The 14,766-nt window shown below is 39.5% G+C and carries 12 protein-coding genes; 6 read left to right on the top strand and 6 right to left on the bottom strand.

Going from position 1 to position 14,766, the window contains the following annotated elements; genetic code table 11:
* Positions 1–27: 27 nt before the first annotated feature.
* Positions 28–2,361, bottom strand: a complete 2,334-nt coding sequence (gene metE / locus Q1K78_RS05650; protein ID WP_300175307.1) for a 5-methyltetrahydropteroyltriglutamate--homocysteine S-methyltransferase — start codon at positions 2,359–2,361, stop codon at positions 28–30.
* Between the two features lie 221 nt (positions 2,362–2,582).
* Between metE and Q1K78_RS05645 the strand changes: the two genes are divergently transcribed.
* The gene (locus tag Q1K78_RS05645; protein ID WP_300175305.1) at positions 2,583–3,494 is read left to right on the top strand and encodes a LysR substrate-binding domain-containing protein; all 912 of its coding nucleotides are present in this window, start codon (positions 2,583–2,585) and stop codon (positions 3,492–3,494) included.
* Positions 3,495–3,529: 35 nt separating this feature from the next.
* Here the strand turns inward: Q1K78_RS05645 and Q1K78_RS05640 are convergent, their stop codons facing one another.
* Positions 3,530–3,724 carry a DUF4250 domain-containing protein gene (locus Q1K78_RS05640; protein ID WP_060991439.1) on the bottom strand — a complete coding sequence of 65 codons (195 nt, stop codon included), beginning with the start codon at positions 3,722–3,724 and terminating at the stop codon, positions 3,530–3,532.
* Positions 3,725–3,792: 68 nt separating this feature from the next.
* Entirely contained in the window at positions 3,793–4,500 is a 708-nt protein-coding gene (locus Q1K78_RS05635) for a hypothetical protein (protein ID WP_300175302.1), read from the bottom strand.
* A 324-nt stretch (positions 4,501–4,824) separates the two neighbouring features.
* Between Q1K78_RS05635 and dcuC the strand changes: the two genes are divergently transcribed.
* Both dcuC and Q1K78_RS05625 read left to right on the top strand, forming a co-directional pair.
* Positions 4,825–6,192 carry an anaerobic C4-dicarboxylate transporter DcuC gene (gene dcuC / locus Q1K78_RS05630; RefSeq protein WP_300175300.1) on the top strand — a complete coding sequence of 456 codons (1,368 nt, stop codon included), beginning with the start codon at positions 4,825–4,827 and terminating at the stop codon, positions 6,190–6,192.
* A 356-nt stretch (positions 6,193–6,548) separates the two neighbouring features.
* Complete coding sequence (locus tag Q1K78_RS05625; RefSeq protein WP_300175298.1) at positions 6,549–8,921, top strand: YgiQ family radical SAM protein; 2,373 nt, start codon at positions 6,549–6,551, stop codon at positions 8,919–8,921.
* Between the two features lie 154 nt (positions 8,922–9,075).
* On the opposite strand, the gene tyrS is transcribed toward Q1K78_RS05625, so the two are convergent.
* Positions 9,076–10,356 carry a tyrosine--tRNA ligase gene (tyrS, locus tag Q1K78_RS05620; protein ID WP_300175296.1) on the bottom strand — a complete coding sequence of 427 codons (1,281 nt, stop codon included), beginning with the start codon at positions 10,354–10,356 and terminating at the stop codon, positions 9,076–9,078.
* 357 nt (positions 10,357–10,713) lie between these two features.
* Between tyrS and Q1K78_RS05615 the strand changes: the two genes are divergently transcribed.
* Positions 10,714–11,484 carry a phosphoribosylglycinamide formyltransferase gene (locus tag Q1K78_RS05615; protein ID WP_300175294.1) on the top strand — a complete coding sequence of 257 codons (771 nt, stop codon included), beginning with the start codon at positions 10,714–10,716 and terminating at the stop codon, positions 11,482–11,484.
* A 100-nt stretch (positions 11,485–11,584) separates the two neighbouring features.
* On the opposite strand, the gene Q1K78_RS05610 is transcribed toward Q1K78_RS05615, so the two are convergent.
* Positions 11,585–11,674: a YnhF family membrane protein gene (locus Q1K78_RS05610; protein ID WP_105055118.1), complete on the bottom strand. Its 90-nt coding sequence runs from the start codon at positions 11,672–11,674 to the stop codon at positions 11,585–11,587.
* 159 nt (positions 11,675–11,833) lie between these two features.
* On the opposite strand from Q1K78_RS05610, the gene Q1K78_RS05605 reads away from it, so the two are divergent.
* Both Q1K78_RS05605 and Q1K78_RS05600 read left to right on the top strand, forming a co-directional pair.
* Positions 11,834–12,415: an outer membrane beta-barrel protein gene (locus tag Q1K78_RS05605; protein WP_300175289.1), complete on the top strand. Its 582-nt coding sequence runs from the start codon at positions 11,834–11,836 to the stop codon at positions 12,413–12,415.
* Between the two features lie 112 nt (positions 12,416–12,527).
* On the top strand, positions 12,528–13,154 hold the full coding sequence (locus Q1K78_RS05600; RefSeq protein WP_300175287.1) for a glutathione S-transferase: 627 nt from the start codon (positions 12,528–12,530) through the stop codon (positions 13,152–13,154).
* A gap of 82 nt (positions 13,155–13,236) precedes the next feature.
* Here Q1K78_RS05600 and ptsG read toward each other — a convergent pair whose 3' ends face one another.
* The gene (gene ptsG / locus Q1K78_RS05595) at positions 13,237–14,667 is read right to left on the bottom strand and encodes a PTS glucose transporter subunit IIBC (RefSeq protein ID WP_300175285.1); all 1,431 of its coding nucleotides are present in this window, start codon (positions 14,665–14,667) and stop codon (positions 13,237–13,239) included.
* Between the last annotated feature and the right edge of the window lie 99 nt (positions 14,668–14,766).

The following is a 14,766-nucleotide window of genomic DNA, read 5'->3' as shown; positions in this document are numbered from 1 at the left end:
AACGCTAATCGTATTCGTTATTCCAATCTATGCTGCATTAACTTGCCATTTCTGACGCAATATTTTCGCTGCTTTTACCATGTTCTCTAATGCGGCTTCTGTCTCTTTCCAGTTACGAGTTTTAAGACCACAATCTGGGTTAACCCATAAACGCTCTACAGGAACTTTCGCGGCGGCGGTTTCAATTAAATCAACAATCCATTCTTCACTTGGAATGTTTGGCGAGTGAATATCATAAACACCAGGTCCAATCTCATTTGGATAATTGAAATCTTCAAACGCTTTCAGCAGTTCCATATTTGAACGAGACGTTTCAATGGTGATCACATCTGCATCTAATGCAGCAACTGATTCGATAATCTCATTAAACTCGCTATAACACATGTGTGTATGAATTTGTGTTTCTGATTTTGCACTGGCTGCCGAGATCTTAAACGCTTCTACTGCCCAATCTAAATACGCTTTTTGATCGCTCTTTTTAATCGGTAGCCCTTCACGAATGGCTGGCTCATCAATTTGAATAATATTAATGCCCGCTTGCTGAAGATCAGAGACCTCATCACGTAATACCAACGCTAATTGTTGTGCAATTTCTTTACGAGTGATTTCTTCTCGTGGGAACGTCCAACTAAGAATGGTTACTGGGCCTGTTAGCATCCCCTTCATTTGTTTGGTTGTTAGAGATTGTGCGTACTGAGTCCAATCGACTGTAATTGGTGCTTCACGCTCAATATCTGCCACCACGATAGCCGGTTTAACACAACGAGAGCCATAACTTTGAACCCAACCAAATCGTGTTGCTTGAAAGCCATTCAGGTTCTCCGCAAAATATTCGACCATGTCATTACGCTCAGCTTCACCATGTACCAACACATCCAAATCTAAACGCTCTTGACGCTCGACTGCATCGGCAATATGCCCTTTCATTGCAGCGACATAATCTTGTTCATTCAATTTACCTGCACGATACGCACTACGCTGTTGACGAATATCAGAGGTTTGTGGGAATGAACCAATTGTTGTTGTTGGCAGTAATGGTAACCCTAATTTTTCAGCTTGGTGTTGTGCACGGACTGGATACGCTTCCGCTCGTTCTGCTAACGCAGGAGTGATAGCCGCTAAACGTTGCTGTACCGCTGGCTTATTAATGTGCTCTGCCGTCTCACGCTCACGCAGTGGTTGACTGTATTGATGACACGCTAAAATTGCATTTTGATTTCCATCCAGTGCCCCACCTAACAAAGTCACTTCTTTTAACTTTTGTTTTGCAAAGGCAAACCATTGAGTTGTTTCTTGTGATAATTCTGTTTCTTGCTCTAAATCTACAGGGCTATGCAATAACGAACATGAACTTGCAATCCATAATTTATCACCCAGTTTTGCTTTAACTGGTTGTAATTTTTCATGCAAACGCTCTAAATCTGCACGCCATACATTACGACCATTTATCGCACCAACAGACAATACCCACTCTTTTGGTAATGCATTTACAACGGTTTCTAGTTGTTTAGGATCTGCTGATATATCAATATGTAAACCATTTACTGCTAATTCGGTGATCTTATCTAAATGATGTTCGACGCCATCAAAATAGGTTGTTAATAGTAACTTCACATCACTTTGAATCACTTGATAAGCCAATTTAAATGAATTTGCCCATGCTTTGGGTAACTCAAGCGCTAAAATTGGCTCATCAATTTGTACCCATTCAACACCAAGCGCAGATAACTTCGAAAAAATAGCCTGATAAGCGGTTAATAAACGAGGGAGAAGCGCTAAACGATCAAACCCTTGCTCAACTTCTTCATCATTCACTTCTTTGCCTAGCCACAAATAACTTAATGGGCCAAGAAGTACTGGTTTAACGGTATGCCCCTGCTTTTGCGCTTCTGCAATTTCATCAAACAGCTGTGACCAACTAACGTTAAATTTATCGTCTTTAGAAAATTCCGGCACGATATAATGATAATTAGTATTAAACCACTTAGTCATGTCTGATGCCGCTTCACCACAGCCACAACTGTTTTGTGATTGACCACGACCCACTTTAAATAGCGTGTCTAAATCAGGGAAACCTTTATTATGACGAGCAGGTACATGACCTAAAAGAAGGCTGGTTGTTAATACATGATCGTACCAAGCAAAATCACCCGCGGTAACAAAATCTAATCCTGATGCTGATTGATCTTTCCAGTGACGCTGACGAAGCTCGCTACCTACTACTAATAATTCTTTTTGTTCAATCTCGCCACGCCAGTACTTTTCTTGTGCAAATTTCAACTCTCGTTGAGCACCTACTCGTGGATAGCCTAAAATATGAGTTACTGTTTTTCCTACTGTATTGTTTAATTCTGTTGTCATTGATTTAATTCCCTTAGCCGTTTGGATGGCTAAATAATGGCGCTTTTTATAACTATCTACAACGTCGAATACTTCACTTTGATTATGAATTTATTTCAACTAAGTTTTCTCTTAATTTAAATGGATTAATTTTATTTAGCCATCTAGATGTTTACTTTGCTTCTTTTTCACTTTACTGTGAAGAGAGATAAACCAACTCAAACGGAACTTGAGGAATAATAATGATTGAATTAAAACATCTAAAAACCTTAATCACACTGCGTGATACTGGCTCATTAACAGCCACTGCTAATGCTCTGCATCTTACTCAATCAGCCCTCTCTCATCAGTTAAAAGACTTTGAAACCCGTCTTGGCAGTCATGTTTTTTTACGTAAAACTCGCCCTGTAAAATTCACCTCAGAAGGTGAGATCTTATTAAAGCTGGCTGATGATGTTTTACCAAAAATGACTCGCGCGGAATATGATATTGCGAGTTTGAAAGAAGATTTACACGGCCGATTGCACATGGCGATTGAATGTCACTCTTGTTTTCAGTGGTTAATGCCTGCAATTAAAGAGTATCAAGTGAGCTGGCCTGAGGTGGAACTGGATTTTTCATCCGGCTTTGGTTTTGAGCCTTTACCTGCATTAGTCAATGGCGATCTTGATTTAGTAATAACATCAGATATTCAACCTCGTGGAGAGGTTCATTATGAGCCTTTATTTGATTTCGAAATGCGCCTTGTTATGGCAACTAACCACCCTCTTGCCAATAAAGAATATATCGAACCCGAAGATTTACTCGATCAAACCATGCTGACTTATCCTGTACAAAAACAACGTTTGGATGTCGTAAAATATTTTCTATCGCCAAACAATGTTGAGCCAGCTAAATGGAAAAAAGCTGAAAATACATTAATGTTGATACAGATGGTCTCGGCGGGTTTAGGTGTGGCGGCACTGCCTAACTGGGCAATCAGTGAGTTTTCACGACAAGGATTAATTGAGAGTAAACCATTAGGGAAAGGATTGTGGAGAAGATTGTTCGCTGCCGTTAGAGACAGCGAACATGATAAAAAATATTTACAAGCGTTTTTCTCTACTGCGAAACAGCAGAGCCAGAGTCATTTAGATGGTATTAAAATGACTTAAATCGAGGTATGTAGCATTTAAATATTGGTTAAAAATTACGTATTCTTAAATTGATTCGTTAATGGGTCATATTGATAACCCAAGCCACTGAGCTTGTCTTGAACTCCTTGTGTATCAAGCTCATACACGCTGGACAATTCTTCTAGACTGTGACATTCCAATCGCAATTTTTCATTAATGATGCCGAGTAGAATTCCACTTTCTAGTCCGTGAGCATTACTTAAATCCAATCTTCACCCTCCATGTTGCTGTAAGAGACATACTTAGATTAGATCAGTTTTTGAAAGCAATGCGTGCCCTACATCACAAAAAACAACTGAAATTGATAATAACCAGAAATAGCCATAACTACACTTGCTACGGCTAGCATTTTCCACTTCACCGCTTGTTGTTTGAATAAGTGAACACTCCACAAACCAATACTTAGTAACATCAGTCCTAATGCTATACCTAACTTAACTGCCATCTTATCCAAAAATATCTCATGGACACTGAGAGTCTGACACAACAAAATAACCGACATGACAATCCCACTAACAATGCCACTGATCGGTAATAGTTTATGAAATGCCTGCAAGCGAGTTCGCGCTAAGGTCAAAAGAAGGTGTGTTAATAACGCCCCAAATAAGAATGGGCCTGTCGCTGCAAAAAATAACTGCGTAAATGAACCTGAGCCCAAGGCTAAATTAACAAAGCTTGCCGCCGCAAAACCATTCGCTAATGCCATCACAATTAACGGGCCTTTATCACGAGTTTTCCCTGTTTTAACACTTAGATAAAAACCGGCAATGGCAAGCGCTGGAACAAAATTAATGGCAAATATAGAAGCGTAAGTCATACCTACACCGGCAATAATACACCAGCCAAGAATGAACACTGGCAACCATTTATGAATACGCCCGCGTTGACCAGGACAAATATCGCCTTTGTGCAAAATTATGGTCAATAGTATTTGCGCTCCTAAGAGTGCTGGAATAAGAATATATTGTAAGGTTTGAAAAAACATAGTTACGCCACCTAATTAGAATGACGCTAGTATAAACCCAATTTTCACTTCGTCTAGTAACGGTTAAAAAACAATCTACTTCTATTGATATCTCAAAAACACACGTGACACTTTCCAACTTATTATCCTTTTACAGCAACAAGAACAACAGTTACGCATCATCTTATTAACAGGATTATTTTTTATTTGTTTTAGATCATGATGAGGTTAAGTAGCAGATGTGCTACAGGTAAAAGTTAGGTAAGTTTCTATTACGAAATGTGTAAGAATATGTATATAAGTTACACAATTTTTGTATTTTTGAAATCTTAAGGGGAAAATTCCATGCTGGAGTTAATGATTGGTTTGGTAATCACCGTTTTGGTGGGTTACTTTATCGTAAAAGGATACAAGGCAGCCGGTGTTCTACTAACTGCTGGTTTAGCACTACTTATTATTGCAGGCTTATTAGGTCACACGGTTTTACCTGCAAAAGTTACCGCAACAGGTAACTTATTAACGGATGCACTAGAATACGTGAAATACATGCTTCAGTATCGTGGGGGCGGCCTAGGAATGCAAATCATGCTACTTTGTGGTTTTGCTTCTTACATGACTCACATTGGCGCAAACAATGTGGTTGTTAAACAATTTTCTAAACCATTAGCATTTATTAAATCACCTTACGTTTTACTGGTAGCGGCTTATATCGTTGCTTGTTTAATGTCTCTTGCTGTAAGTTCAGCAACAGGTCTAGGTGTGTTGTTAATGGCAACACTATTCCCTATGATGACAGCGATGGGTATTTCTCGTCCAGCAGCAGTTGCCGTCTGTGCATCTCCAGCAGCCATCATTCTTTCTCCTACTTCTGGTGACGTTATTGTTGCAGCAGAAAAGTCTGGTATGCCTCTACACAGTTTTGCAGTTGAAACAGTCTTACCTGTTTCTATTTGTGCAATCATTGTTATGGCAGCAGCCGCTTTCTTCTGGAATAAATATCTAGATAAGAAAGAAAATACGCCAATGGAAAAAGTTGATATTTCAGCAATGGAAGTCAACGCGCCTTCTTACTACGCGATTTTACCTTTCTTACCAATCGTTGGTGTTTTTGTCTTCAATGGCGAAACTATCCCTGGCTTGTCTTTAGATATCTATACTATCGTTGTTGCTTCAATCTTCATTGGTGCGGTAATTAACTTTATTACTAATAAACTAGACGGCAGAGCAACCCTAGAAGATTTAGAATCTTGTTATGCAGGTATGGCAGATGCATTTAAAGGCGTGGTAATGCTATTGGTTGCTGCTGGTGTATTTGCACAAGGCCTAATGTCTGTTGGTGCAATTGATAACCTTCTACACCTAGCCGATAAAGCGGGAGCTGGTGGTATTGCCTTAATGCTTCTTCTTACTGGTTTAACGGTTGCTGCTGCTATCGCAACGGGTTCTGGTAACGCTCCATTCTATGCATTCGTTGAGCTTGCTCCGCAACTTGCTGAAAAAATGGGTTTAAGCCCTGCGTTCTTAATCATCCCAATGCTACAAGCATCTAACCTTGGTCGTACAATTTCACCGGTATCTGGTGTTATCGTTGCGACATCAGGTATGGCTAAAATCAGCCCATTTGAAGTAGTGAAACGTACCTCTGTTCCTGTTATTTGTGGTCTAATCACAGTAATCTTGGGGACCATGGTATTGGTTCCTATGTACGCATAGATAGTTAAAGAAATAAATAAAACGCCAGCAGATTGAAACTACTGGCGTTTTTTCATAAATAATAGGCATATTATTACAAAAAATTTACGCTCTGCTAATTAAACTCATCTTGCTAACCTATATATTACTTATCTATACCAATCTAAAATAAATTAATGGATAAATAAGTCATGCTCAAAGACACCACTATCATTTTCTCTTTATCAATCTCTGCTATTTCTATTACTTATTTATGTCGTCTATATTTTTCAATGGCATAAAGATATGAATTCGCTTAATAATAATGGGGGTTTTCTTTTCTGGTGAAAGCGCTCTCAAATCGGTATAATTCTGCCTCCAAATTCTGAGGTGAACTAATGCACAACGTAACTCCAATAAACGAATACCCGAAATTCTGGGCAGAATGCTATGGAACAGCCCCTTTCTTTCCTACTTCTCGTAAAGAAATGGACCAACTTGGTTGGGATAGCTGCGACATTATCATTGTAACTGGGGATGCGTATGTGGATCACCCAAGTTTTGGTATGGCGATCATCGGACGTTTGCTAGAAGCACAAGGCTTCCGCGTTGGTATCATTGCCCAGCCAAAATGGGAAAACAAAGACGAGTTCATGACCCTTGGTCAACCAAACTTATTCTTTGGTATCACTGCGGGTAACATGGATTCCATGATCAACCGTTATACCTCGGATAAAAAACTTCGTCACGATGATGCTTACACCCCAAACAATGAAGGCGGTAAGCGCCCTGATCGTGCAGTATTAGTCTATTCTCAGCGTTGTCGTGAAGCGTTTAAAGACACCCCTATCGTATTGGGTGGTATTGAGGCAAGTCTTCGTCGTCTAGCGCATTATGATTACTGGTCTGACAAGGTTCGTCGTTCTGTATTATTTGATGCAAAAGGCGACATTCTTCTGTTTGGTAATGCGGAACGTGCATTAGTTGAGGTTGCTCACCGTCTTGCTAGTGGCGAAGACGTGAAAACAATGACAAACATCCGTGGTACCGCTGTGAACTTACCAGCAGAACCTGAAGGATTTAAGATCATTGACTCGTCTCGTATTGAGAAACCAGGCAAAGCCGCTTTTGTGCCTATCAATCCATACGCGACAGAAGAGCAATGCGAAACGAATAAAGCGGAGGTAAAAGAAGAGCAACCACAAGTTATTACGGTAACCGCTTCTCGCCATGATTCAAAAACAACAGCAATTCGCATTCCACCGTTTGAAAAATTAAACAGTGACCGTATTCTTTATGCCCATGCTAGTCGTATTATGCATTTAGAAACGAACCCATATTCTGGTCGTGCATTAATCCAACGTCATGGTGATCGTGAGTTATGGGTAAACCAAGCGCCAATTCCTCTGACAACAGAAGAAATGGATTTTGTGTTTGATCTCCCTTATGCACGCGTACCACACCCAATGTATGACAAAGCAAAGATCCCTGCGTATGAAATGATTAAAACATCAGTCAACATTATGCGTGGTTGTTTTGGTGGTTGTTCATTCTGTAGTATTACAGAACACGAAGGTCGTATTATTCAAAACCGCTCTAAAAAATCAATTCTTAATGAATTAGAAGAAATTCGTGACAAAGTTCCTGGTTTTACTGGCACAATCTCAGATCTTGGTGGCCCAACAGCAAACATGTATCGCTTAGGCTGTTCTATTCCTAAAGCGGAAGCAACCTGTCGTCGACCTTCTTGTGTCTTCCCTAAAATCTGTGACAAGTTAAATACCGATCACGTACATACGATTGATTTGTACCGTGAAGCACGCCAAGTAAAAGGCATAAAGAAAGTCTTAATTGCCTCTGGTGTTCGTTACGACTTAGCGATTGAATCACCAGAATACGTACGTGAGTTAGTGACTCACCACGTTGGTGGTTACTTAAAAATTGCCCCTGAACATACTGAAAAAGGCCCATTAGATCTTATGATGAAGCCTGAAATGGGTTCATACGATCGCTTCAAAACAATGTTTGAAAAATACAGCCAAGAAGCAGGTAAGAAACAATACCTTATCCCTTACTTTATCTCTGCTCACCCGGGCACAGAAGATGAAGACATGCTGAATCTAGCGATGTGGCTGAAAAAGAACAACCTTGAGTGTGATCAAGTTCAAAACTTCTATCCATCACCAATGTGTAATGCAACGTCAATGTATTATTCAGAAACCAACCCACTAAAACGCGTTAAATATAAACAACGTGAAGATGTGACCGTTGCTAAAGGTGAGCGTCAACGCCGACTACACAAAGGGCTATTGCGTTATCATGATCCTAAAAACTGGAAAATGATCCGTGAAGCATTGACAAATATGGGTAAAAAACACCTTATTGGTGACAAACCACACTGTTTAGTGCCTGAACATGACATTGATACACAAACACCAGCCGAACGTCGTCAAACAGGTCGTCATGGTGCAAAACGCTTTGCAACTAAGCATACACAAGCGCAGTTTGATGGTGATCCTCGTACTAGCAATAATCGCAGTGGTCAAAATAATAGTAACCGCAGTGGCAAACCAGCTACTCAAGGACAACAACAAAACCGTACAGGAAATTCTGGTTCAGATAAACCAGCCTCTAGTGGTCAAAAGAATGGGGTTCGCAACGGTTATTCAAACAACAAACCAAATGGTAATGGCAAACCTGGTAGCAATAAACCTACTGCAAATAAGCCAAGCGGTTCAGCACCAAAACGTAATAAACCAAAGCATCGTTAATTACTCTTTCTTAATTAAAGACGCTTTCTTAAATAGAAAAAACTAACATGCATAAAAAAAGCGAACCTTGTCGGTTCGCTTTTTTATTATCTGAACAATAAATAATCTACACCCCATTAAAGAGAGACAAATACCTCATCAACGGAAGCTAATATTATTTCCAGATGTATAAGTTAAACAGTTTCTTACCACGCTTAATCACGCTGTACTTACCGAATAATGCGTCTTCTTTTTTCAGAATCACTTCAGCATCAGCAACTTTTTCACCATTCACTGAAACCGCACCGTTACCAATAAATTCACGCGCCATCTTATTTGATTTTGCTAGTTCAGATTGAGTTAGTACTTCAACGATAGTTTGCTCAGAAGCCTCAAGTTCAGTCGTTGGTAGACCATCTTGTGCTAATTGTGCTAAATCGGTTTCAGTTAGAGAGGCTAAGTCACCAGAGAATAACGCGGCTGTAATGCGCTCAGAAGATGCTAAGCCTTCTTCACCATGCACTAAGCGAGTTACTTCTTTAGCTAGTACACCTTGGCCTGCAGGACGACCTTGTACACTTTTGTCACTCTCTTCAATAGCAGCAATCTCATCAACAGATAAGAATGTGAAGAAACGTAAGAAATCATATACATCAGCATCTGCTGTTCCCAACCAGAATTGGAAGAATGCGTATGGTGACGTTTTGCTTGGGTCTAACCAAATTGTACCTGATTCCGTTTTACCAAATTTAGTACCATCTGATTTAGTTACTAACGGTAACGTTAGACCAAATACTTTATTACGGTTCATACGGCGAGTCAGATCGATACCGCCAGTGATATTACCCCACTGATCAGAACCACCGATTTGAAGCGTACACTCTTTAGCTTTGTTTAATGCAGCAAAGTCATACGATTGAAGAAGCATGTAGCTGAACTCAGTAAATGAAATACCAGATCCTTCACGATCGATACGCTGTTTTACTGATTCTTTTTGAATCATTGCGTTTACACTGAAATGCTTACCAATGTCACGCATGAATTCGATTACATTGATTTCACCGATCCAATCTAGGTTATTCACCACTTCTGCGCCATTTTTTGATTCATTAAAATCAACAAATGCAGACACTTGAGCGTGAATTTTATTAACCCAATCACCAACAACATCAGATGTATTTAATTGACGCTCAGCCGCTTTAAAGCTTGGATCGCCAATTAGGCCAGTTGCACCACCAACAAGCGCTAATGGTTTATGACCCGCTTGTTGAAAACGCTTAAGAACTAGCAAAGGCACTAGGCTACCAATGTGTAGACTGTCTGCTGTCGGATCGAAACCGCAATAGAGAGTACGACAGTCTGTTGAAAGGTGCTCAGCTAACTCTTCGTCTGCTGTGCACTGTGCAATAAGCCCACGAGCTTTTAAATCCTGCAATAATTCATTTGTTGCTGTCATAGATAACCTACTTGTACTCTAAATTTCGGTATAAAAAAGAAGATTCGATTTTACACATTTACCCGCTAAATAACAGAGTTTGTGAGTAAAAAGGCAGTTACTAGTGCTTTCTATTTTTTGTCATTATCTAATATCAAATACCCTAGTTACAATTGCTTTCATTTTACACTATGAATAGTTCAATTTTTAACCTTGAATTGACGTAAAGAAATGTCATTTTGTGATACTTAACTCAAACAAAAACAATACTAATTTGGAAACCTTGAATCTGCTAACTAGGCCCATATTTATCTAATAGGTGTTGCTAAGATATATTTACTTAGTTGCTATTTCTTTCTATCTTGCTAAGGAAAAAGAATGAAAAAGTTTGCCCGTGCCGCCGTCTTAATGGTTCTTGTCTTTGGACGACCTCAAGCACAAGCTTCCTCGTTAATTGAATTTATTGAACCTGATTTTCAAGAAGCGAATCAATCAGAAATCGATCACCAACATGTCCTTCATAGCTTAAATGGTCTTCTTTCAATTCAAAGTTGGAACCATTTCTCACAACAGCCTTATGACGATTTTGATATTTTAAACTCTAAAGCACATCAAGCTCAGAGAGAGTTAGAAAATGTGTGTAAAGAGACCGCATTGATATCCAATGCACAGCCTCAATTTGCGGGGGTAAAAAACGCAGAAAGAGCATTAGTAAAAATTGAACAAGAATTAAATGGCCAAGTTAACCAATTAACTGATATGGCAAGAGCCACGATAATTGCTGACTCTATCCCTGATTTGGTCACCGCCTATGAAGCTATCAATAGAGAAACGACGGTCTTAAGCGTATCAAACCGATTTGCTCAACCTGCAAAATCAGGTTACCGAGATATTAAATTATTGGTCGAATTACCGAAAACAAAATTAGTAGCAGAAATACAATTGCATTTAAAAGACATTGCGACAGTAAAAAATGGAGCGGAGCATAAGCTTTATGAGGAGATTCAAGGCCTAGAGCGTCTAGCACTAATGGATAAAAGAGAATTAACACAATTTGAGCAGGCCAGAATTGCAAAGTTAAGAGACTTATCTCAGTCTTTATATACCAATGCTTGGCAAGCTTATCTACCGACTCAAGCTTTAGCTTAACTATTTATTCCGCAACAACGTTATTCCGCAACAAAACTAAAAAAGAGCAATCAATATTCACTGATTGCTCTTTTTTTATGTCATGTACCATTGCTTTATTTCACGCCATTAAAACTAAACTGCCAAAGAATGCCAATCCTGAAAAAACAACTATAGTGGTAATAAGTGCAAATTTAAAATCACTGTCCATGATGACTCCTTGTTAATGTTGATAACAAAAATTTAACAGTAATTAGAGGTATCTTCAAGATCTCAGATTAACTAATCCATCAAATTGGTATTAATGTCACAATGTCTACATAATAAGTTAAACGTGAGTACAAATATAACCATGAAATTAGGAGTTAAAATGAAACGGATTGCCTTACTCGCTTTAATTACAATAGCCCCCCTTCCTGCTTTTGCTCAATTCTATATTACCCCATCAATAGGCATTGCCGCTGGTGGTGAAGTTGAAGACAAAAATGGAGATTCATTTAAAATTAAAAGTGATAATTCATTGTCCTTTGCTTTAGAGACAGATTTTGATACGGGTCGCATTGGCCTATTCTATAGCACTCAGAGTAGTGAAGTGAAATCACTTGGTAATAAGTCACGTTTTGATTATTTGCATTTCCAAAGTGCTTTAGATTATCCATTAACCTCTAAATTAAGTTCCTTTTTTGGGCTAAGTATCGGGGCAACTTTTACAGATGTTGATTGGAATGATGAAAGCATTAACTTTTCTGCCGGCGCTTTTACTGGTTTGCAATACCACTTTACCAATAATCTTGCTCTACAACTTGAGGCTCGTTGGTTAGGCACTTCTGTTGATAGTGACTTTGACAGCGCTTGTGTTTCAGACTCAACACAAACCAACTGCGTCATTCGGTATGAAGGAAGTTGGGTTAACCAAGTTCAAGGCAACCTTGGATTACGTTTCAGCTTCTAGCTTTACTTACGAGCTGTTTAATTGAGTTATTCATCATGGGTTGAGGCCTTATCGCTGTCATGCTAGTGGTTAGTATTGTTATAAATAAATCAAGCAAGCAAGGAGGCTTAATATGACAACTCTCTATTCATTTCGTCGTTGCCCTTATGCTATGCGTGCACGACTTGGTCTGGCTCTTTCAAATAAATCTGTGCAACTTCGTGAGATCATATTGAAACATAAACCTGAATCCATGATACAAGCGTCGCCTAAAGGTACTGTTCCGGTTTTAATTGAAAAAAATGGACACGTAGTAGATGAAAGCTTAGATATCATGAAATGGGCGTTAGAGGGCTCTGAACTGCTATTATCAACAACCCCGGCAATGCATGCATTAATTCAAGAAAATGATGAGAGTTTTAAAGGTTGGTTGGATAAATACAAATACGCTGACCGTCATCCAGAATTTTCAGAAGCTTACTATCGAGAACAAGGCGAGCAGTTTATAGAGAAACTAGAAGAGCATTTATCTAACTCTACGATGCTTTTTAGCAACGAATACAGTTTTGCTGACATTGCTATCTTACCTTTCATACGACAATTTGCATTTGTTGATATTAACTGGTTTAACCAAAGTTCATATCATAACCTACGTAATTGGCTAACCGCATTCATAGATTCAGAGTTATTCGAATCAATCATGACGAAGTACCCTACTTGGTTAGAATCAAATCAAGAAATTACGTTTCCTGAAAAGTAGCCTTCATCTTTTAATTTCTAAAGTCTAGAAAACAAAAAGGAGACTCGAAAGTCTCCTTTTTCATTCATTCAATAAATGAGAATTAGTTATGGCTAATCCATTCATTCATGTCTGTTTTCAAGTTATCCGATTTAGTACCGAAGATAGCTTGAACACCAGAACCTGCAACAACAACACCAGCAGCGCCAAGTTGTTTCAGTTTGTCTTGATTAACTGCATCAATGTTCGCTACAGAAACACGTAGACGAGTGATACAAGCATCAAGGTTTGTGATGTTCTCTTTGCCACCAAATGCAGCAACTAACTCACCAGCAAGTTCAGTACCAGTTACAGCAGGAGCTGCATTATCATCTTCATCTTCACGACCTGGAGTCTTAAGGTTCATTGCTTTAATTACAAAGCGGAACACGATGTAGTAAACAGCCGCGTAAACAAGGCCAATACCGACAAGAAGAAGCATGTTCTCTGCACGTGGAGACTGAACTACGAAGTCAATGAAACCATTCGAGAATGTGTGACCGTGAACAATACCTAATGCATTAGTTAGCATGTATGCAACACCAGCAAGTACTGCGTGGATAGCATAAAGAACAGGAGCAACAAATAGGAATGCGAATTCAATCGGTTCTGTGATACCCGTAAGGAATGAAGTTAACGCAGCAGATGCCATGATACCCATTACTTTAGCGCGGTTTTCAGGTTTTGCTGAATGTGCAATTGCAATTGCAGCAGCAGGAAGACCAAACATTTTGAATAAGTAACCACCAGCCAGTTGACCGAAACCATTACCAGCAGCGCGAGATGCGTCATCAGCAGTCAGGAAACAAGTCATAATACCGTTTACTTGCTCACCAGCATTGTTCACACAAGAACCTGCTTCGTAGAAGAATGGTACGTTCCAGATATGGTGCAGACCAAAAGGAATTAGAGAACGCTCAACAACACCGTAGATACCAAATGCCATTACTGGGTTTTGGTTTGCCGCCCAATCAGAGAATGCAGCAATTGCGCTACCGATTGGAGGCCAAATAACAGAAAGAACTAGACCTAGAGCAATCGATACGAAACCCGTTACGATTGGCACTGCACGCTTACCAGCGAAGAAGCCTAGGTATTCAGGAAGTTGAATACGGTAGAACTTGTTGAAAGCCCAACCAGCAACACCACCAGCAAGGATACCACCAAGAACACCAGTCTCGATACCATCAACGCCCATTACTGTTGCCATCACTTTAAGTGTAGCAACCATGATGCCGTAACCAACAACAGCGGCTAGACCAGCAACACCATCATTGTTTGTAAAACCAAGTGCAGTACCAACAGCAAATAGCAGAGCCATTTGACCAAATACTGAACCACCAGCTTGTTCCATTAAGTGAGAAACAACTTCTGGAAGGAAACTAAAGTTGGCTGCGCCAACCCCTAAAAGAATACCAGCTACAGGAAGAACTGATACAGGCAACATAAGTGCCTTACCAACTTTCTGTAAATTGGCAAAAAGGTGTTTAAACATGTTTTGCTCCTAATATTTATAAATACAATTTGAAACCGTCTTATCTTACCTTATCAATTACGGCAATATCCCCCTTGCCTAAGTGTAATCAACAAATTG

Origin of the sequence: uncultured Aliivibrio sp. (genome assembly GCF_946479765.1) — a bacterium.
Classification (GTDB): Bacteria; Pseudomonadota; Gammaproteobacteria; order Enterobacterales; family Vibrionaceae; genus Aliivibrio.
This window is presented reverse-complemented; position numbering and strand designations above follow the sequence as displayed.